The sequence below is a fragment of the Acinetobacter sp. XS-4 genome (genome assembly GCF_023920705.1).
In the GTDB taxonomy this organism is placed as follows: Bacteria; Pseudomonadota; Gammaproteobacteria; order Pseudomonadales; family Moraxellaceae; genus Acinetobacter.
This window is the reverse complement of record NZ_CP094657.1, coordinates 1,999,213-2,018,441: the sequence shown is the minus strand read 5'-3', so window position 1 is coordinate 2,018,441 and position 19,229 is coordinate 1,999,213. Positions and strand designations below refer to the sequence as shown.

Here is a 19,229-nt window from a genome sequence, read left to right as displayed (position 1 = left end):
ATATTTTAAAAATTTTATAATTTACAGATAGATAAGTTTTTTAATTTTTAAAATAACCATTAAAAACATATATATAGTTAATTTTACAATAAATTTGATTTTTGAACACTTTTGTTTAATATTTTATATTCATGTTTATTTAAATGGATATAACTGTGATCGGATCACTTAGAACAAAATTAATATTTATGAGTTTAATGGCCCAAACTTCTTTAACTTATGCTTCTGGTATTTTTATAGATACACAGACTGCTGCAGGCGTGGGTTATGCCTTTGCAGGCTCATCAGCACTCGCACAAAATGCTAGCGTGGTTGCCTATAATCCTGCTGCTATGATGGGTTTAAGTTCGGGTAGTTATTTATCAGGTTCTGCATCTTACGTTCAGGCTACAACCGACTTTAAAGCAGAAAACACTTCATCAATTTCACCTATCGTTCCAGTAGGTAGCGTAGAAGCGAGTATTGATCGAGAATTTACAGTTCCAAGTGTTCAATATGTATATAGAAGTGATAAGCCTTTCGCTGTAGGGCTGAGTGTTTCTCCCTTATATGGAAATAAAGGCTCATGGGATGATGACTTTGTGGGACGATACAAAGGGTTAAAAACCGAAGTTACTGGTATTAATATGAACACATCACTAGCGTACGAGATCAATCCTCAGGTGATGATTGGAGTTGGGTTAAATTATCTCGATTTTGATGCTACTTTGACTAGAAAAACTGGCCCTCTTATCAATACAAATGCACCAGTTTATTTAGGTGATGCTCAAGGTGAACTAAAAGGTGATGGAGACGGTTGGGCAGGAAATATTGGTATTTTTTTGAGGCCAACCGATAAACTAGACTTGGGTTTGACATACCGCTCTGAAACCAAGCTTAAACTAGACGGTTCTCTTACAGTAACAACACCTGTAGCTGGCCTTAGTTACCCAGCAGAAGTCGATATTAAAATGCCACAAAGTGCAAGTTTAGCAGGTGCATATCGCTTTACTCCCCAATGGACCGCTCTCGCAGAAATAACTTGGACTGATTGGTCAGTATTACCAGAATTTAGTGCAGTTAATCCTGAAAATAATACTGTGGTATATGAGGAGCAACTACATTTTAAAGATGGTTTAAGATCAAGTTTAGGCGCTCTATATCAAGTTACCCCTGCTACACAACTTCGATTTGGTATGGCTTACGACAAATCTGTGGTTGACTCATCATCAGACCGAACTGTTCGTTTTCCTGACGCAGATAGAATTTGGCTTTCATTGGGTGCAGGTTTTCAGGTTAATAAAAATCTAAGTATGGATGTTGGTTATTCACATGTTTTTGCTAACGAAGCGACTATAGACAGCCAAACCGTTGTGGCTGGGAAGCCGACTATGCAAACACTTAAAGGAACTTTTGACACAAAAGCAGATATCTTTTCACTTCAATTGAATTATAAATTTTAATCAAATAGCCCGTATTAAACATACGGGCTATTTCCTTTAATTTTACTTTTTAATTGTAATATCAAAAACATAAGACAACTTATCTTTTTTTGATGTGTTTATGATCGAAAGCATCTTAACGCTTAATAATGAAAAATATACAAAATAATATAAACAACACTGTTCAATTTTGACCAATATTGTCTTACTATAATTCCATTAAGATTTTTTAGAAATGTAAGTATCTAAATAAATTAAGGCTCTTTTGAGGATGAGATATGGCTAATACAATATTTAAGCAAGGGAGAATTGATGTTCATCATCATATTGTTCCTCCAGTTTTTAAAGATGCCATGCTAAAGAAAGGCATTGATAAGGTTGCTGGTGCTCCATTACCAGTTTGGACGCCGTCTCAATCTATTGAGATTATGGATCAGATTGGTACTGAGACTGCGATTGTCTCTTTATCTGCACCAGGCGTGTATTTTGGAAATGTTCAAGAAGCCTGTAACCTGGCCCGCGGATGTAATGAATATACGGCTGAAATGCGACAGAACTACCCAAACCGTTTTGGTTTCTTTGCAGTTCTCCCAATGCCACTAACAGAACAAGCTTGTGCTGAAGCAATCTACGCCATTGAAGTTCTTAAAGCAGATGGAATTGTTTTACTAGGAAGTACTAATGGTATTTTTCTGGGTGACAGTCGATTTGAAGAATTAATGTTTGAATTAAACAAACGTAAAGCCATCGTTTTTATACATCCTAATTTACATCAAACCAGTGAAAATTTAGGTCTTACTACACCTGGCTTTATTTTAGAATTTTTACCAGATACAACTCGTGCAGCGGTCAATCTCATTACATCTGGCGTTATGGAACGTTATCCAGATATTCAGTTTATTTTAGCTCATGCTGGAGGTTTTTTACCTTACGTTGCTTGGCGAGTTTCTTTAGGCAATATGATGACAGAAATGAATAAAAATGCTCCTCAAGGAATTATGACCTATATAAAGCGTTTTTATTTTGATACAGCGTTATCACCTTCGCCATATGCAATGTCAGCATTAAAAGAACTTGTTGGCTCTGAAAGAATTTTATTTGGAAGTGATTTCCCATTTGCACCAGCTCCTGTATCACATATGCAAGTAAATACATTAGATGAACTCACCATTTTTAATGATTCAGATCAATATAAAATTCAAAGAGGTAATGCTCTATCACTGTTCCCACAATATAAAAAAATAAATGAAGATGTTAGTCCACGACCAATTTATCAACAGGAATCCTTAGGGAATAAGTTTAAACGCTGGATGGTCCAACCCATTATCGCCATCGCAGAAAAAAAGCGCTCCCAATAATATTGGCTGAAATTGAATCTCACTTATAGATCGTTCACCTACTACTTCCAAAGAAAAAAGCTTGGAAATAGAACCATTCTGACTATTAAATTCCCCATTGTTAATTCGAGAAACTATCGTTATGAAAAAATATTTATTCTTATTTTTACTAAGCTCTTTTTCCGTTCATTCATTTGCTTCGGATAGACTCAATGGCACTGTCTGGAAAACCATTGATGATGAAACGAATCAGCCTAGAGCCATCGTAAAATTTAGTGAAGATAAGAATGGTACATTATCTGCCAACATTGAAAAAATACTTGTTCCAAGTGAAGCCAATAAATGTACAAAATGCGAAGGCGCTTATAAAAATAAGTCTTTAGTGGGTTTAACCATCGTCAGAAATTTGAAACACTCGGGTCAAAACAACAAATATACCAGTGGAACGATATTAGATCCTAAGACAGGTAAGACATATAGCTTTAGTGCAACATTATCACCAGATGGGCAAAAATTTAGTGGCCGTGGCTACATTGGTATCTCTGCGCTTGGACGAAATCAAACGTGGCTTAGAGTTAAATAAGCTTTAGAAAAACTCTGTAGGTTTAAATTCAATCCCTCTCATTTTCCAACTAGCTCAGGTTATAATAATGGACTCCCAAAATATTGTTGATCTATTATGAACGCCTCCAATGACCCTTTACACGGCAAAAAACTTGCTGACATTTTGGATGAATTATTGGATTACTACGGTGGATTTGAAGGCTTAAGTCGTAAAATTGAAATTAGATGTTTTTGCATAGATCCAAGTGTTAAATCATCATTACGATTCTTACGTACCACACCATGGGCACGTGAAAAAGTAGAAAGCTTATATTTGTATGTCTTACGCCAAAAAGCCAAACAGAAATCATAGCTATCAAAACTCTAGCCTCAGCATTTTAATTAGTGGTGGATTGCCACAGATTTTGTAGATACCTTATAGTGAGTGGTGGGCTACACCACTCTCCTAGACAAATTTAGGCTATTCTTAAGACCTTTTTAGTAGAAAAATATCTATTCATAGCTAGGTTCATAAACCAAATATTTTATAAGTTATTATTTTAGTACTCTAAGTAAATCGTTATTGAACATAATCTAGACATCATTAGCCAATCAGATTGGATTATTGATATTGGTCCATTAGCTGGTGACAAAGGTGGTGAATTAAAAAGGAAATGGAAAAACCCCAATCTAAGAAAGATCAGGGTATGGATTTAGGTAAACAATTTAAAATACTGATATAGGAAATTCAATAAAACATTTACTCATTGACCAAAGACCCAAATCATCTTTTCTCCATTAAAACAACGATTATTGGAAATTTTCAATGTGGAAATTGCATTTTCTATGGAAGTTTGATGACCAATAAAGCGTGTTTCCTTACCTATTTCAAATACTAAATTTCCATTTGAAACGAAGTTATTGTTCATTTTAAATGTATTTGGAAAAATAATTGGGATATCACCATTATCATTTGAAAGGTAGATACAACTATTAACTTCTTTGAGAATACCAACAGTAAAAGTAAGCCTAGAGCCACCAGTCGATTTCTGATATGTAACTAATATGTCTCTACCATAAAGATGATTTTTCTGCTGTCTTATGCTTGAACCATCTAAATTTTTAGAGGTACAACTAGTAGAAATAATACAGACAGCGCCTATACCTATATAGGATAGGATACGTAATTTATTGAATAACAATGGTAGTACCTATAGTGCTTAAATAGTCTAAACTAGTATAAATTGCATAAAGTGCTGGTGTTGTATCATCACCTCCGGTTTGCCATTCACAAGAATGTGAAATTCCGTAGCCAGTTGTTAAAGCAAACCAAGGGCTACCACTGTCTCCATGATAACAGCGCAATGAACCAAGTCCTGTAGTGTGTGTGCTTCCAGCACTACCATTTGTATTTTTCACACGAACAAATGTATTTCCAACGTTATCTGCATTTGCTGAGTTTATTGATTCAACTTCACCACAACTTTGAGTTAATGTGGTTGCATAACCACCTGTTTTACCAAGATGACAGATGTATGATCCATTCACAGTACCATTATCCCAAGCTGTTCCCGAACGAGTTTTAGTGGCTGTTAATTTTCTAAAGTTTACACTTGAGTCAGCATAAAATTCAGCTTTTGCAAGTTGTGCAGAGGATGTTCCAGCTGGTAAAAATCCAAGATCAGCTACACTATCATCACGCCAACCACTAGTTGGTGATGCACCTGTTAAAAGAGGAATAACATATTGTGTTCCATCTCGATCTTTATATTGATACCTACTAAATTGTCCGACTTTTGCACAATGGCCAGCAGTAACAATTCCTAAAACACCATTTCTTTTCCCAATAAATCCACTAAAACAAGCAATTTGACCTTGTACGGATTGTGGTTCAAGTGCAAGTAATGGCGTGCCTCCTCTCGTTGCTACACGGGTTGGGCGTGGGCTTATAATTATTTCCACTGGAGTATTTAGAATACTTTCTGCAATTTTTTTTGTTGAACCATTATCTGCTGTAACAAATATTTTTGTATTTCCTGTTCTTTCATCATCATAAGCTTGATGCATTAAAGGTAAAGCAGCTTTCAATTGCTCACGTTTATTTTCAATATTATTCAAGCGTTGTAATTTTGTAGGATAGCTTTGTTTATTAAAATGAATAGGAGCAGTTACAGGTTGTGAATATTGTATTGCTACAGTTTTCATATCAGTATCTGTGATATTAAATTGCCTTCTTAGTGCTAAATTTCCTGAGCTTCTTATTATATTTTGAATAGCTGTTGCTGACCTAGGAGCAATGTTCAATGATCTGGGTAAAGTTTTTGGATAATTTGCTACATTAACATTTAAACCAAAATTATTTTTACCATTAGTAAAATAAAGACCTTGAAGTTCACCTTTAACGTTATTTCTGATATTTGATATTTCAGAGGAAGTACCATGCATAATAAGTAATCGTCTGACAGCTTCATCAAAGGGTACATTATATGAAGCAGCGTATGATTTTGCATCAACAGCTAAAGCCTCGGCCTCATTTACAATGTTTGAGTCATCTGCAAAAACATGAGCAGAAAATATTGAAATTGTGATTAAAGAAATATTTTTTAGCATTTTTTTACCATTCGGTATATTTAGAATCTTAAATATACTCATAACAAAATCAATTTTTATTATAGAATTTGAAACATAAAATTTCATAAGAATTATTTAAAAGAAAAATTTTTTTTTAATTTTCTACAAATAAAAAACTTCTTTAATTTTAACGGTTTTTAATAAGAAATTTACATTAAACAAAAAATACAAATTTTAAAACATTATTTTTAAAATTTTTTATTTTTGTTTCGATAAAATTTTTTTAATAAGCATATAGGGCTTTTACTATTTTTATTTCGAATAGATACAACTAAAACAATAAAAAATAAAACTGATATCTCTGAAAGAATTAAATAAATTTAATCAAAAATTTTTACTCGAGGCTCTTCACTAGTATATTTAAGCAGAATGGAAAATATTAAATATACTAGTAAAGGAATTACATGTTCGGCATGGCCCGACTACATTCGATAAATACAAAAGCTCTTGAGTTCACCCCTGCTTTTTTTTAAGCCATTATCCCCATAAATTTTATGTATATAGATAACCTTATGATCGATACTTGGCCTGAATCATCAGCATAATAATAACGAACAATGAAGGTATTGCAGCGATCACAAATAAATGGGTAATGACCAGAAATTGAGAAAGATAGCCACCAAATAATGGCCCAATGACCGAACCCAAACGGGCAATTCCAATACTCCAGCCCACACCAGTGGTACGAAGTGAAACTGGGTAATAACTTGCAGACAGCGCATTAATAGCAGGTTGCCCACCAACAATCGTAAAGCCAGCAATGAAAATGATGATAAATAATAAAACAATATGGCTAACAGCATAGCCAATTAAAGCAACACTGATCACTGCAACCAGAAAAACAGGAATTAATACTTTATAAAATCCAGTCTTATCGATTTTAAGGCCCATCACGATACTACCAATCGTACCGCCCAACTGTAAGGTAGAGCCGATCATCAATGCCTGATTTAATGACAGCCCTGACTCTTTGGCTAAAGTTGGTAACCAGTTCGCCAGAAAATAGAGACTAATCATATTTAAAATACTGATGATCCAGATGGAATAAGTAAAAAACGCACGCTTATTTTTAAACAACTCAAGCGGTGACTTCTTAACCTGAACTTCAGTCGTATTAATGATTTTCATCTCTGAATTGAATGTTAATGCAGGATAAAATTTCTTTAACCAAAACAAAATTTTGGGCGTATTTTTGCTATTTTCACTTAAAAAATATAAAGACTCTGGCAGCTTAAAGAACGTAATAAAGAAAATAATTAAAGGGACAATACCGCCAAAATAGAAAATCGCCTGCCATCCTCCCCAAGGAACTAATAAGGCGGATATGCCACCTCCTAACATTGCTCCTACTGTATAGCCACAAGAAATGACCATCATGGTGAAAATACGAGATTTATATGGAACAATTTCGGAGCTATAGGCCATGACATTTGGCATGATACCTCCTAAAAAAATTCCTGTAACAAAGCGAATTGCTGTTAATTGCTCAATATTGCCTACATGTGGTGTTACCAGCATCAACATAGAGAACATAAAGGTTGAGATCAGTAGAATTGGACGGCGGCCAAAACGATCGGAAAGTGAACTTAATAAAAATGATCCGACAAATAAACCAAATAAGCTGGCGCTAAACACAACGCCTAACATGGTTTTATGAACGCCCCATTCTTCTATAATCATTGGGGCTGCGTAAGCCATGGACTGAATGTCATACCCATCCATAATCATCAGCAATAAACAGGTGAATAAAATAAATTTCTGATAACGTCCAACTTTCTGCTGATTGATCAGATCACTTAATGCAACTTCTTTCATGGTCATCCTTTCTCCATGTTGTGCTTTAAATTATTTTCATTTTAATTACGTTATTCATAATTGGTTTACGAATAACGTAAAACAAAATAACAATATTCTCAACCAAAAGTCAAAACATTAAATTTTTCAGCTGATCGCACGGCGCTTATGGTTTACTTATCGCACCATAATTTTAAATTATTCTTTTACATTCAATATCTTAAGTTAAAAAAACCTCTAACTCAGCATCTCTTTATTCCAAAATTAAACTTCAATCAAGCATCAGAGGAAATTAAGTATTTCCCCTGATGCATTTAACTTAAGATGAGATTTTTTTCTTAGAAGATAGCTTTTCTACGGCGCCCAAAATGAAGATAAAGAACACGGGAACAAAGAAAATAGCCAGAATCGTTGCCGAGATCATGCCCCCAAATACACCCGTACCTAAAGCATGTTGAGTTTCAGAGCTTGCACCTGTTGCAATCACAAGAGGAATTACACCACATGTAAAAGCAAGAGACGTCATCAGAATTGGTCGTAAACGAAGTTTGGCTGCCGCAACTGTGGCTTCAATCAAACTCATTCCTTCTTCTTTCAACATTTTTGCAAACTCAACAATCAAAATCGCGTTCTTTGCGGATAGACCAATAATCGTAATGAGTCCAATTTTGAAGAACACATCATTCATTAGACCTCTCGACATAATGGCAATAATCGCACCGAAAATACCAAGTGGCACAACCAACATGACAGATAGTGGAATCGCCCAGCTTTCATAGAGTGCAGCCAATACCAAAAACACCACTAACATTGATAAACCAAGTAAGAAGGCCATTTGAGATTCAGACTGCTTTTCTTGTAAAGAAATACCTGTCCATTCGTAGCCAATGCCTTTAGGCAACTGAGCAATCAATTGTTCCATTTCACGCATTGCCACACCCGAAGATGTATCGAAGCTAGGAATACCAGCAATACTTAAAGATGGTCGTCCGTTGTAACGATTATATTGTTGCGGTGCTTTGTTCCATTGAGGTGTTACCACTTCAGACAACGACACCAATTGACCACTAGAACCCATCACTTTCAAGTTTAAGATATCTTTGAGTTGCATACGTGATTTAGCTTCAACCTGTACAATCACTTGTTGCATACGACCCTGATTAGGGAAGTCATTGATATACATTGAACCCATTGAGGTTGAAATGATGTCTGAAACGTCTGAGAATTTAACACCAAGGGTATTAAGCTTTTCACGGTCAATTTTTAAAGAAATATTGTCGCCTTGTGGTAAACCCTCATTCCAAACCATATAGAACTTTTTGTTCTTAGCCGCCATTTCCATTAGTTGGTCTTGGGCAGCCAATAAAGCAGGCATACCTAAGTTTGCACGATCTTGTAAACGTAAACTAAAGCCTGAGAATGTACCTAGTTCATCAATAGCAGGTGGAAGTACAGCCATTGTTTCACCTTCCGCACTGTTTGCCATTGATGCATTAACTGCATTTGTCATTTCAGTTGCTGAAGAAGTTCTCTCTTTGAAATCTTTTAAGGTCGTGAAAGCGACACCTACGTTTTGTCCTGCACCGCTAAAACCCCATCCCAAAATCGTCGTATTACTTTTGACATCTGGATTATTTTTAAGGGAGTTTTCAAATTCACTCACTACATTTCGTGTACGCGCTGCTGTTGCATCCGATGGTAACTGGAAAGATGTCATAAACCAGCCTTGATCTTCCTCTGGCATAAATGCTGTTGGCCAATACTTCATTCCAGCAAAAGTAATGCCTGTAATCACCACAAAGATCATCATGACTGGAACCGTATGTTTGATGATTTTAAGGAGCATCAATTCATACTTTTTAGTCACTTTATCAAAGCTACGGTCAAACCATGCAAAGAAGCCTTTCTTCTGATGATGACCATCAATGGGTTTTAAAATGGTTGCACAAAGTGCAGGTGTTAAAATGAGTGCCAATAAAGCCGAGAATAAAATAGACACGGACATAGTCAGCGTAAATTGTTTATAAATGATCCCGACCGAACCACTCGCAAAAGCCATTGGTAAAAACACAGCAGACAATACTAAGGTAATACCAATAATAGGACTGGTAATCTCTTTCATTGCCTTAGATGTCGCTTCTTTAGGATTTAATCCTTCGGTCGCCATAATCCTTTCGACGTTTTCAACCACGACAATCGCATCATCGACAATAATCCCGATGGCAAGCACCATACCAAACATGGTGAGTACATTAATTGAAAAGCCTGCAAGCAGCATCACGGTAAAAGTACCGAGTAACGCAATAGGTGCAACAATCGCCGGAATAAGCGTATAGCGTACATTGTGCAAAAATAAATACATCACAATGAAAACCAGAACCATTGCTTCAAGTAATGTATGAATTACCTTTTCAATTGAAATTTTAACAAACGGCGCGGTGTCGTAAGGGATACTAAACTGCATACCCTCTGGTAAGTTGAGCTTTAACTCTTCAATTTTTGCTTTAATACCTTCCGCTGTTTTTACTGCATTAGCACCCGGGCTTAACTGGATTGCAGCAGCGGTAGCTGGTTTACCATTTTCTAATATAGCGAAGTTGTAGGCTTGTGATCCAATTTCAACATTTGCGACATCGGACAGACGAATTATACTTCCGTTCGTTTTGCTTTTTAAGCTGATATTACGAAACTGCTCTACGCTTGATAGCTGACCTTGGGCTGACAATGGAACCGTAATAAGTTGGCCTTTATTTGCAGGTAAATCGCCTAGTCGCCCAGGTGCAATTTCAACATTATTTTCACGAATTGCATTGTTTACATCACTAATTGATAAACCATAGGAAACCAATTTATTTGGATCAACCCAAATTCGTAAGGCTTTCTCTGCACCAAAAGATTGAACTTTACCTACGCCTTCAACACGCTTTAGCTCTTCTACGACATTTCGAACCAGATAATCACTTAAATCTACTTCTGAATATTGACCATTAGGCGAGTTAATACTCACTAACATCAAAAAACCCGAAGATGATGCCTCAACCTGTAAACCTTGCTGACGTACAACCTGTGGTAACCGTGATTCAATACTCTTGATTTTATTCTGGACATCAACCTGAGCCATTTCGACATCTGTACCCGGTTTGAAGGTTGCAGAAATTTCTGCTGTACCCGAAGTATCCGTTGTCGCACTGTAATAAAGTAGATTTTTTACACCCGATAACTCTCTCTCAATTAAGGTAACAACACTATCGTTAATTGTTTTAGCAGTTGCTCCCGGATAAGTCGCACTAATGTTGACTTGAGGCGGAGCTACACTAGGGAAACGAGCAATCGGCAATTTTGGAATACTAAGTAACCCAAACAATATAATGAAAATTGCAATGACCCATGCAAAAACAGGACGTCGAATAAAAAATTGAGACATCATGGTTGAGCCCCCTGAGTTGTAGACGGTTTTGTTTCTACATTTGAAGCATTATTTTCTGATGCAGGTTTTTTCCAGATCGTCATTGCTAGCTTTTGATTTGGCTTAATACGTTCAACACCTTCAACAATGACTTTGTCACCGACTTTTAAACCTTTATTGGCGATATAGTACTGTTCATATTGCTGTCCAATTTCAATAGGACGAATTTCCGCTAATCCTTTTGGATTAATTACATATACCTGAGGTTCACCATTGATATTGCGTTGAATCGCTTGAGCTGGAACTAATAAGGCTTGTGGAATAGAAGCTCGGTCAATATTGACTCGCACATACATACCAGGGAGTAGTTTTCTCTCGGTATTATTTACTTCAATACGGAAAGTCACATCACCCGTTTCAGGGTCAACATTAATATCTTCAAACAGCATTTTTGCTGTGACGTTATATTGTTGTCCTTGGCTATTAGAGATACGTACAGTTTTTTCACTGTTGGCAGATAACTCTCCAGTTTTTAAAGCTGCTTGTAGACGCTCATATTCACTAATGGATTGCTTTACATCGACGTAGACTTTATCAATCTGTTGGATTGTGGCCATGGTATTCGTATCGCCTTGACCAACCAATGCACCTTCAGTGACAAAAGATTGCCCGATACGACCCGAGATAGGCGCTCGAACAGTTGCATATTGCAGATTCAAATTCTGTCTGGCTAGCAAAGCTTTCATTTGTGCGACATCAGCAAGCGCCTGACGATATTGAGCTTGAGCATTACTCACTTCTTGCTTACTAATTGCATTACTTGGTATGAGCTGCTCATAGCGATCTAATTGAACTTTAAGTCTCGCAACCTCTGCCTCAGCTTTATTAAGTGAAGCTCTATTACTATTTACATCTGCTTCAAAAGTTTCTGAATTAATTTTATATAAAGCTTGCCCTGCTCTAACTTCACTACCTTGTTTAAATAAAACCCTTTCAATAATTCCTCCGACTTGCGGTCGTATTTCAGCAGTACGGAATGCATGCACACGTGCGGGAAGATTTTCACTAAAATTAACTGATTGCGATTGAATGCTTAATACACTTACTTTCGCTGGTGCTGGCTCAGCTTGAGCCGCTTCTTTTGAACCACACCCCTGTAATATCAGCCCAATAGATAAAAATAAAGGAAGTAAAAGATGCTTTTGCATACTGTCCAAACCAAGTGAGTTTTTGATGCTGACATTATTTTTGATGAGTGTGTAGCGATCGTCACTAAAGTGTGGAGTAACTGTGGAGAAATACCAATAATTTAGCGTATGATAATTTGAAGCACCTCATATAGCCCGTTTTCTATGTTTGATCATTCTTTTTCTTTTAATTGCCAAGATAAAGTTATCCTCGTTGTAGAAGATGACTACGATATTGGCGACATTATTGAAAATTATTTAAAACGTGAAGGAATGACGGTTATTCGTGCCATGAATGGAAAGCAAGCGATTGAGTTACACGCTAGCCATCCCATTGATTTAATCTTACTTGATATTAAATTGCCCGAGCTCAACGGCTGGGAAGTACTCAATAAAATACGCCAAAAAGCTCAAACTCCTGTAATTATGCTAACGGCGCTAGATCAAGATATCGATAAAGTCATGGCATTAAGAGTTGGTGCAGATGACTTTGTTGTTAAGCCATTTAACCCGAATGAAGTAATCGCTAGAGTTCAGGCAGTTTTAAGACGTACTCACTTAACAAACAAGACATCTTATAAAAATAAGGTCTACAAAGATATTGAAATTGATACAGATACGCATAGTGTTTATCTTCACTCTCACAACAAGAAAATATTGCTTAATTTAACGCTAACTGAATATAAAATTATTTCGGTCATGATTGACCAACCCCACAAGGTATTTACTCGTGGAGAACTCATGAATCATTGCATGAACGATAGTGATGCACTAGAACGAACTGTAGATAGCCATGTAAGTAAGCTTAGAAAGAAATTGGAGGAACAAGAAATACTTCAAATGTTGATTAATGTACGTGGCGTAGGATATAGACTCGATAATCCACTAGCTGTAAAAAATGACGCCTAAATAATATTAAAAATATAGCTAGGGAATTTTATGAAAAGTAAGTTAGGAATTAGCAAGCAGCTTTTTATTGCTTTAAGCATTGTTAATTTAAGCGTTACACTTTTTTCCGTTGTGCTGGGTTATGTCATTTATAACTATGCGATTGAAAAAGGCTGGATTACTTTAAGTTCGCTTCAAGAAGATTGGACCAGTTTCCATTTTATAGATTGGATCTGGTTGGCTGCTGTTATCTTCTGTGGCTGTATGATTTCACTCGTGATCGGGATGCACTTGGCAAAACGTTTTATTGTGCCGATTAACTTCTTAGCCGAAGCAGCCAACAAAATTAGTCAAGGTGATCTCTCTGCTAGAGCTTACGACAACCGAATTCACTCCGCAGAAATGTCCGAGCTTTTATATAATTTTAATGATATGGCTCAAAAGCTAGAAGTTTCTGTTCAAAATGCACAAGTCTGGAATGCTGCCATAGCGCATGAGTTAAGAACGCCTATCACAATTTTGCAAGGTCGTTTACAAGGCATAATTGACGGCGTTTTTAAACCCGATGAAATTCTATTTAAAAGCCTTTTAAATCAAGTTGAAGGTTTATCTCACTTAGTCGAAGACTTACGAACAATAAGTTTAGTAGAGAACCAGCAACTCAGATTAAATTATGAATTGTTTGACTCTAAGTCTGTAATTGAAAAAGTTCTCAAGGCCTTTGAAGACCGCTTAGAACAATCTAACTTAATGCCAGAACTTGATTTAACGACAACTCCTGTACTTTGCGACCGTCGCCGTATTGAGCAAGTTTTAATTGCGTTAATTGATAATGCTATTCGTTATTCAAATGCAGGAAAACTTAAGATCTCTTCAGACGTTGCCTCAGAAAACTGGATATTAAAAATTGAAGATGAAGGCCCCGGAATTGCAACTGAGTTCCAAGATGACCTATTTAAACCCTTTTTTAGATTAGAAGAATCAAGAAATAAAGAGTTTGGTGGTACAGGTTTGGGATTAGCTGTTGTACATGCGATTGTGATTGCGCTTAAAGGTTCTATTCAATATAGCAATCATGGCTCAAGAAGTATTTTCACCATAAAAATTCCTATGGATCATTAAAACGCTGAAAATCTTCCACGGCTTATTTTAATTTTTACCCGCTTAACTTATACAAATTTTTTATGCTAAAACTACGATTACTAATTTAAGTAAAAATAAATCTATATGAATAGACTTGAATGTAATCGCATGTTTATTTCGATCATTGAGCAAGGAAGTTTTGTTAAAGCTGCCGAAAATTTAAATACAAGTGTCGCACAAGCATCCAAGCTTATTTCAAAACTAGAGAACGAATTAGGCGTACAGCTTCTAAAGAGATCGACACGCTCATTGAAGCCCACAGAACTCGGATTAGCTTATTACCACCGAATTAAGCAACTTATGGCAGAGTTTGATGAAATTGAAATTAGTATAAAAAATCAATCTCGCGCTCCAGTAGGTAAACTAAAAATAAGTGCTCCTAACTCTTTCGGAACAGTGCAATTAAGCAAAACACTGGTTAACTTTGCACAAAATTATAGTCAAATTGAATTAGATGTGAGTTTTACCGACCGCACGGTGAATGTCATTGAAGAAGGATTTGATATCGCCATTCGAATAGGCGAGCTTAAAGATAACAATTTAATTGCGACTTCTTTATCTCAAATTAGATTTTTATTAGTCGCATCTCCCCTTTATTTAGAAAAATTTGGCTATCCTCAAAGCCTTCAAGAGCTAGAATCTCATTCCTGCATAATTGATACAAATTTTAAAGATCCATATGAATGGGCTTTTTTTGAAAAATCACCTTCGAATGTATTACATACAATTAATGTGAATGGTCGGATTCATTTTGCCAATACAGAAGCTTGTTTAGCTGCAACCATAGCCGGACTCGGCATCGCAAGATTACCTATGTTTATTTTGAAAGACGCACTTATCGACAAAAAGATTATTCCTATTTTAGAAAACTATGAATTACCGCGAAGAGGTCTCTATGCGGTCTACCCACCAGCAAAACATCTAGCAAACAAGGTGAGAACCCTGATTGACTATTTAAAAGAGCAATATGCATATCCTGCAGAATGGGAAATTCATGAGTAATTATTTCCAAAATAGAAATAAATATTCAATTTTAGCCTACTTAATCACTTAAAAATTCAACAGTAGTATGTATTCATCAAGCTAATTCTCATCGAGACATACAATGAATACATCAAACACCGCTCCTTATGCGGCATTATTACTCCGTATAACCTTAGCGCTTTATTTCTTTGCCCATGCTGGTCTTAAACTATTTGTATTTACACCAGCAGGTACAGCGCAATTTTTCCAATCTGTTGGAGTTCCGGGATGGATGGCATATGTGACTATTCTCTGGGAGATTTTAGGAGCAATATTATTATTCGTTGGTTTTAAATCTCGAATTGTTGCCATTGCGCTAATTCCGGTCTTATTAGGCGCAATATTTACTGTTCATAGTGCTGCTGGTTTCTTTTTTACCAACCCTAATGGTGGCTGGGAATTCCCATTTATGTGGATTATCTCTTTAATTGCTCTCGCACTCATTGGTGATGGACCATTTTCTTTAAGTAAATCTTTTAAAAACCAAGCTAGTTAATAGGTGAGATGCCATTACATGAATGGCATCTAAATACCAAATATTCAACTCATTCAGGATATTAAAATGAAAGATCTATTTGTAATTTTATTACACGGCGTAGGTAGTAATGGTGAAGACTTAGAAGCAGTTGGAGAATTTTTAAAAGCCAATCATTCTAATTTGAATTTTGTCACACCCAATGCTCCTTTTAGCTTTATGAACAGTAAAGAAGCCTATCAGTGGTTTAACATCGCTGGGGTTAATGAGGAGAATCGCTTTAGTCGGATTAAAGAAGCCAGAGCTCATTTTGACCAAAAAATTCAAGAAATCATTACCCAAAACCAATTAGAAAATCACCTAGATAAAGTCGTTTTTTTAGGATTTTCTCAGGGTGCAATAATGGCTTTAGATGCGGTTGTTTCAGGACGTTGGCCTATTGCTGGGCTGATTAGCATCGCTGGAAGATTAGCAAGTCCAATCAATAATGAAATTAATCACAATACGAAAATTTTATTAATTCATGGTGAATCAGACACTGTTATTCCTCCAAGCGAAAGCCAAAGTGCATATCAACAAATGCATGCAGCAAACTTAAATGTTGAGTTGAATATTTTACCCGCTACGGGACATACCATTTCGCATTCAGCGCTTCAGTTAAGTCTTGATTTTTTAAACACTATTTAATCCATTTGGCCTAAACATCCAAATCAGAACTTAGATTGTCTTAAATCTAAGTTCCGTACTTTCTCGTCTCAAATTATTCTTCGGAGTTAAAAATGACTACATCAATCCGTGCAGAAGATATTATCAGCCCCATTACTGATACTATAAAAGCGAATGAAAACTCACCAAAAGAAGCAAAAAATCTAGGTTTATTTGCTTACGATAAACCAACCCCAGAAAATACAGTTTTATTACTTATTGATCATCAAGTTGGTTTAATGGCGAGTGTTCGTGATACTTCGAGCCTCGCTGAATTAAAAAGTAATGTTCTTGGGTTAGCGCGTACTGCTAAAGCTCTTAATATTCCAACACTCATTACATCATCAAACGCACAATGGCAAAACGGCGACACTCTCCCAGAAATTAAGTCATTGTTCCCTGATAATTCAATTTATCGACGTACAGGGATCATTAATGCATATGAAGATCCGACTTTTCGTAAAGCACTTATTAATTTACTAGAAGCAACAGGTCGAACCCATATTATTATTGCAGGCGTAACCATTGGTACTTGCTGTACTTTCCCGACACTGTCGTTATTAAATGATGGATATAAAGTCTACCCAGTCATTGATGCATGTGGCGCATGGAATCAATATGAGGTTCAGGCTGCTACATTACGCATGGCAAATGCAGGTGCAGAACCAGTAACGACCTTTAGTCTAGCTTGTGAATTACAGGCTGACTGGAAAAAGCCTTCAGCTGATCAAATGCTTGAGCCTTTCAAAGAGAACTTATCGGAATATGGATTTGTACTACAAAACTTCTGGGATAATGTCGGCACCCCAGCAGTTGAAGATCCTTTCAAAGTCAAATAACTGATTTTGCTTAAGCTTTGTATCTTTGATTTTTCGCTCAATCTAAAGATACAAAGCTTTCTAGTTTTATTTTAAGAATTAACTACTCGGATGGTTTTATAATTTTACCAACAATATGTTCATGTGTAGGTACAAGCCCTGCTTTTAAACCCAGCGGCTTAAACACCTTATCTAACACAGATTGGGTAAGTTTACCTTTATCCTGCTCAATATCAGTTAATGTTCGACGACTTACTCCAACCAAAGCAGCATATTGCTCTTGAGACAAGCTCAATACGTTCTTTCGCAAATACGTTAACAATTGTCCGAGCGTAATTTCATTAAATAAATATTGTTTATATAAATCGATGAGAACTTGCTGACGATCTTGAGTCTGATTTTTCATGTTTATAACAGCTCCCATCTTTTCAATTTAGCTTCTATGTAGTCAAATGAAAGTGCTGGCATTTCAATAATCTGTTGAGGTACACCTTTATCGATTAAGCGTTGTTTTAGTCCAACAAGATTACGTGCCAATGATTTTAATGTACCTATAGACAAATCTGGGTCACACCAAGGTGCAAGTTTTTGGGTAATTTGAACCCAACGATACTCACCGCCTTCTTCATATGGACTTCCCCATGTAGTCGATCTAATCACTACTTCTGGATCGGCTTTCATAGGCGCAAAATCATAAATAGGAGAAAGAGAAATTTTTCCTGATTTTTTTAGAAAAGATGTATTACCACCATGATTGTCTGAATTACCGAAAATAATATTAAGCAAATCTCGTTGTAACCACTCACAGATGAATTGTGAAGTATCAAAATCTGAATCAATGTGAGTCAGTAAATTACATAGATTCTCTATAACTTCAAAATGATTAAGATGACTACCTGAAGACTTATTTAATACCGAATAAACAGATTCCAAACCGTGACGGTGCCACTGTTGATTACGCCATTCTGTATCAAATCTTGGAAGCCACAAAGAAGGATACTTTGTACCTTCAATGAGCTTCATTTGAGTTGTCTCAATCGTATCAAAACCTAACTCATTGAGTATTTGATAGTAATAATATTCAGCTCTGACAATGTCGCAATCAATTTCACTGCATTTATTTCTTGGAAATTTAACTAAATAATGTTGATCTGGTTGATCGAAATTTTCTTGGTATGTATCAATCCAGACTTTTTGATCTGGTGAAACACGAATAAGTAATTTGGGCGCTTCTCCACCGGCACCAGTTGCACCACCACTAATCGCACCCATTTGCTGAGCGTACTCAAGGAAATCAACATTACGATCAGCTACATCTTCCTTACTGAAATAACGTAAGTGTAAGGTTGAGTCAGGATTTATAGGTGGAAGTGCTTCTTTAATCCGTAAATTACCAACAGGAGCAATGCCCCCTTTTTCTAATAAGATACTATCTTGCTCTGCATGGGTTAAACGTTGTAAGTCTAGATAATTCACCCAATAACGTCGTGCAGCACCAGAAGGAACGATATCATCTAAAAAACCAAACCATGTGCTCGATTCATGTTTTATAAGTATTTGCACAGGAAGTGACAAACTACAAGCGTGCTCATCGCGCTTGTCTAAATGTTGAATTGCATATTCCAATTCATATTCTAATTCACTTGCACTAGCCGAACCCTGTTTAGACTCTAACAGTTTTAGTTCTGCTATATCTAACCAGCTCGCATCAAGTAGTGCTTGTATCGTTAATTTTTTCATTGATATAAATGAGCAATTATTTTCTCAAAAATACTATAAAACAAACTTTTTGTGAATATATTTGCGCAATATTATTTAATTCATATCAATTATGAGCAAAATTTTGCTCATCTTCATA

Annotated in this window: 17 protein-coding genes; 10 read left to right on the top strand and 7 right to left on the bottom strand. The window is 36.1% G+C overall.

The genetic code is table 11. The annotated features are described in order from the left end of the window. The first annotated feature begins 197 nt into the window (after positions 1-197). The 4 genes from MMY79_RS09450 to MMY79_RS09435 all read left to right on the top strand — a co-directional run bounded on the left by MMY79_RS09450 (position 198) and on the right by MMY79_RS09435 (position 3,674). Complete coding sequence (locus MMY79_RS09450) at positions 198-1,442, top strand: DUF1302 family protein (RefSeq protein ID WP_252613312.1); 1,245 nt, start codon at positions 198-200, stop codon at positions 1,440-1,442. Positions 1,443-1,699: 257 nt separating this feature from the next. Beyond that, on the top strand, positions 1,700-2,779 hold the full coding sequence (locus MMY79_RS09445) for an amidohydrolase family protein (protein ID WP_252613310.1): 1,080 nt from the start codon (positions 1,700-1,702) through the stop codon (positions 2,777-2,779). 121 nt (positions 2,780-2,900) lie between these two features. Next, the gene (locus MMY79_RS09440; RefSeq protein WP_252613309.1) at positions 2,901-3,341 is read left to right on the top strand and encodes a DUF2147 domain-containing protein; all 441 of its coding nucleotides are present in this window, start codon (positions 2,901-2,903) and stop codon (positions 3,339-3,341) included. A gap of 96 nt (positions 3,342-3,437) precedes the next feature. Next, positions 3,438-3,674, top strand: coding sequence for a VF530 family protein (locus tag MMY79_RS09435; protein WP_003651786.1), 237 nt, complete (start codon positions 3,438-3,440; stop codon positions 3,672-3,674). A 391-nt stretch (positions 3,675-4,065) separates the two neighbouring features. Here the strand turns inward: MMY79_RS09435 and MMY79_RS09430 are convergent, their stop codons facing one another. The 5 genes from MMY79_RS09430 to MMY79_RS09410 all read right to left on the bottom strand — a co-directional run bounded on the left by MMY79_RS09430 (position 4,066) and on the right by MMY79_RS09410 (position 12,340). Further along, entirely contained in the window at positions 4,066-4,503 is a 438-nt protein-coding gene (locus MMY79_RS09430) for a hypothetical protein (RefSeq protein ID WP_252613308.1), read from the bottom strand. Beyond that, complete coding sequence (locus MMY79_RS09425; RefSeq protein ID WP_252613307.1) at positions 4,490-5,998, bottom strand: S1 family peptidase; 1,509 nt, start codon at positions 5,996-5,998, stop codon at positions 4,490-4,492. Before MMY79_RS09425 ends, MMY79_RS09430 begins: the two co-directional genes overlap by 14 nt. A 444-nt stretch (positions 5,999-6,442) precedes the next feature. Continuing rightward, on the bottom strand, positions 6,443-7,747 hold the full coding sequence (locus MMY79_RS09420) for an MFS transporter (protein ID WP_252613491.1): 1,305 nt from the start codon (positions 7,745-7,747) through the stop codon (positions 6,443-6,445). 298 nt (positions 7,748-8,045) lie between these two features. Then, positions 8,046-11,153: a multidrug efflux RND transporter permease subunit AdeB gene (gene adeB, locus MMY79_RS09415; RefSeq protein ID WP_252613306.1), complete on the bottom strand. Its 3,108-nt coding sequence runs from the start codon at positions 11,151-11,153 to the stop codon at positions 8,046-8,048. Then, positions 11,150-12,340, bottom strand: coding sequence for an AdeA/AdeI family multidrug efflux RND transporter periplasmic adaptor subunit (locus MMY79_RS09410; RefSeq protein ID WP_252613305.1), 1,191 nt, complete (start codon positions 12,338-12,340; stop codon positions 11,150-11,152). The genes adeB and MMY79_RS09410 overlap by 4 nt, the downstream gene beginning before the upstream one ends. A gap of 144 nt (positions 12,341-12,484) precedes the next feature. On the opposite strand from MMY79_RS09410, the gene adeR reads away from it, so the two are divergent. From adeR to MMY79_RS09380, 6 genes are all read left to right on the top strand, one after another. After that, a complete protein-coding gene (gene adeR / locus MMY79_RS09405; RefSeq protein WP_252613304.1) occupies positions 12,485-13,228 on the top strand; it encodes an efflux system response regulator transcription factor AdeR in 744 nt (247 codons plus the stop codon). A 30-nt stretch (positions 13,229-13,258) separates the two neighbouring features. Next, complete coding sequence (gene adeS / locus MMY79_RS09400) at positions 13,259-14,329, top strand: two-component sensor histidine kinase AdeS (RefSeq protein ID WP_252613302.1); 1,071 nt, start codon at positions 13,259-13,261, stop codon at positions 14,327-14,329. 129 nt (positions 14,330-14,458) lie between these two features. Next, positions 14,459-15,352 (top strand): LysR family transcriptional regulator, encoded by an 894-nt coding sequence (locus MMY79_RS09395; protein ID WP_252613300.1) that lies wholly within the window; start codon positions 14,459-14,461, stop codon positions 15,350-15,352. Between the two features lie 103 nt (positions 15,353-15,455). Then, the gene (locus MMY79_RS09390) at positions 15,456-15,869 is read left to right on the top strand and encodes a DoxX family protein (RefSeq protein ID WP_252613299.1); all 414 of its coding nucleotides are present in this window, start codon (positions 15,456-15,458) and stop codon (positions 15,867-15,869) included. A gap of 66 nt (positions 15,870-15,935) precedes the next feature. Further along, entirely contained in the window at positions 15,936-16,535 is a 600-nt protein-coding gene (locus MMY79_RS09385; RefSeq protein WP_252613297.1) for a dienelactone hydrolase family protein, read from the top strand. Between the two features lie 92 nt (positions 16,536-16,627). Further along, complete coding sequence (locus MMY79_RS09380; RefSeq protein WP_252613295.1) at positions 16,628-17,392, top strand: isochorismatase family protein; 765 nt, start codon at positions 16,628-16,630, stop codon at positions 17,390-17,392. An 82-nt stretch (positions 17,393-17,474) separates the two neighbouring features. On the opposite strand, the gene MMY79_RS09375 is transcribed toward MMY79_RS09380, so the two are convergent. Both MMY79_RS09375 and MMY79_RS09370 read right to left on the bottom strand, forming a co-directional pair. Continuing rightward, on the bottom strand, positions 17,475-17,783 hold the full coding sequence (locus MMY79_RS09375; RefSeq protein ID WP_199988203.1) for a helix-turn-helix domain-containing protein: 309 nt from the start codon (positions 17,781-17,783) through the stop codon (positions 17,475-17,477). Further along, positions 17,780-19,111 (bottom strand): HipA domain-containing protein, encoded by a 1,332-nt coding sequence (locus MMY79_RS09370; RefSeq protein WP_252613293.1) that lies wholly within the window; start codon positions 19,109-19,111, stop codon positions 17,780-17,782. Before MMY79_RS09370 ends, MMY79_RS09375 begins: the two co-directional genes overlap by 4 nt. Positions 19,112-19,229: the final 118 nt, after the last annotated feature.

Excerpts from the sequence above, each read along its gene's own strand:
- MMY79_RS09410 (WP_252613305.1), bottom strand. The coding sequence starts at position 12,340 with ATGCAAAAGCATCTTTTACTTCCTTTATTTTTATCTATTGGGCTGATA.
- MMY79_RS09450 (WP_252613312.1), top strand. The coding sequence starts at position 198 with ATGGCCCAAACTTCTTTAACTTATGCTTCTGGTATTTTTATAGATACA.
- adeB (WP_252613306.1), bottom strand. The coding sequence starts at position 11,153 with ATGATGTCTCAATTTTTTATTCGACGTCCTGTTTTTGCATGGGTCATT.
- MMY79_RS09420 (WP_252613491.1), bottom strand. The coding sequence starts at position 7,747 with ATGAAAGAAGTTGCATTAAGTGATCTGATCAATCAGCAGAAAGTTGGA.
- MMY79_RS09390 (WP_252613299.1), top strand. The coding sequence starts at position 15,456 with ATGAATACATCAAACACCGCTCCTTATGCGGCATTATTACTCCGTATA.
- MMY79_RS09445 (WP_252613310.1), top strand. The coding sequence starts at position 1,700 with ATGGCTAATACAATATTTAAGCAAGGGAGAATTGATGTTCATCATCAT.
- MMY79_RS09380 (WP_252613295.1), top strand. The coding sequence starts at position 16,628 with ATGACTACATCAATCCGTGCAGAAGATATTATCAGCCCCATTACTGAT.
- MMY79_RS09370 (WP_252613293.1), bottom strand. The coding sequence starts at position 19,111 with ATGAAAAAATTAACGATACAAGCACTACTTGATGCGAGCTGGTTAGAT.
- adeS (WP_252613302.1), top strand. The coding sequence starts at position 13,259 with ATGAAAAGTAAGTTAGGAATTAGCAAGCAGCTTTTTATTGCTTTAAGC.
- MMY79_RS09425 (WP_252613307.1), bottom strand. The coding sequence starts at position 5,998 with ATGAAATTTTATGTTTCAAATTCTATAATAAAAATTGATTTTGTTATG.
- MMY79_RS09440 (WP_252613309.1), top strand. The coding sequence starts at position 2,901 with ATGAAAAAATATTTATTCTTATTTTTACTAAGCTCTTTTTCCGTTCAT.
- MMY79_RS09385 (WP_252613297.1), top strand. The coding sequence starts at position 15,936 with ATGAAAGATCTATTTGTAATTTTATTACACGGCGTAGGTAGTAATGGT.
- adeR (WP_252613304.1), top strand. The coding sequence starts at position 12,485 with ATGTTTGATCATTCTTTTTCTTTTAATTGCCAAGATAAAGTTATCCTC.
- MMY79_RS09395 (WP_252613300.1), top strand. The coding sequence starts at position 14,459 with ATGTTTATTTCGATCATTGAGCAAGGAAGTTTTGTTAAAGCTGCCGAA.
- MMY79_RS09435 (WP_003651786.1), top strand. The coding sequence starts at position 3,438 with ATGAACGCCTCCAATGACCCTTTACACGGCAAAAAACTTGCTGACATT.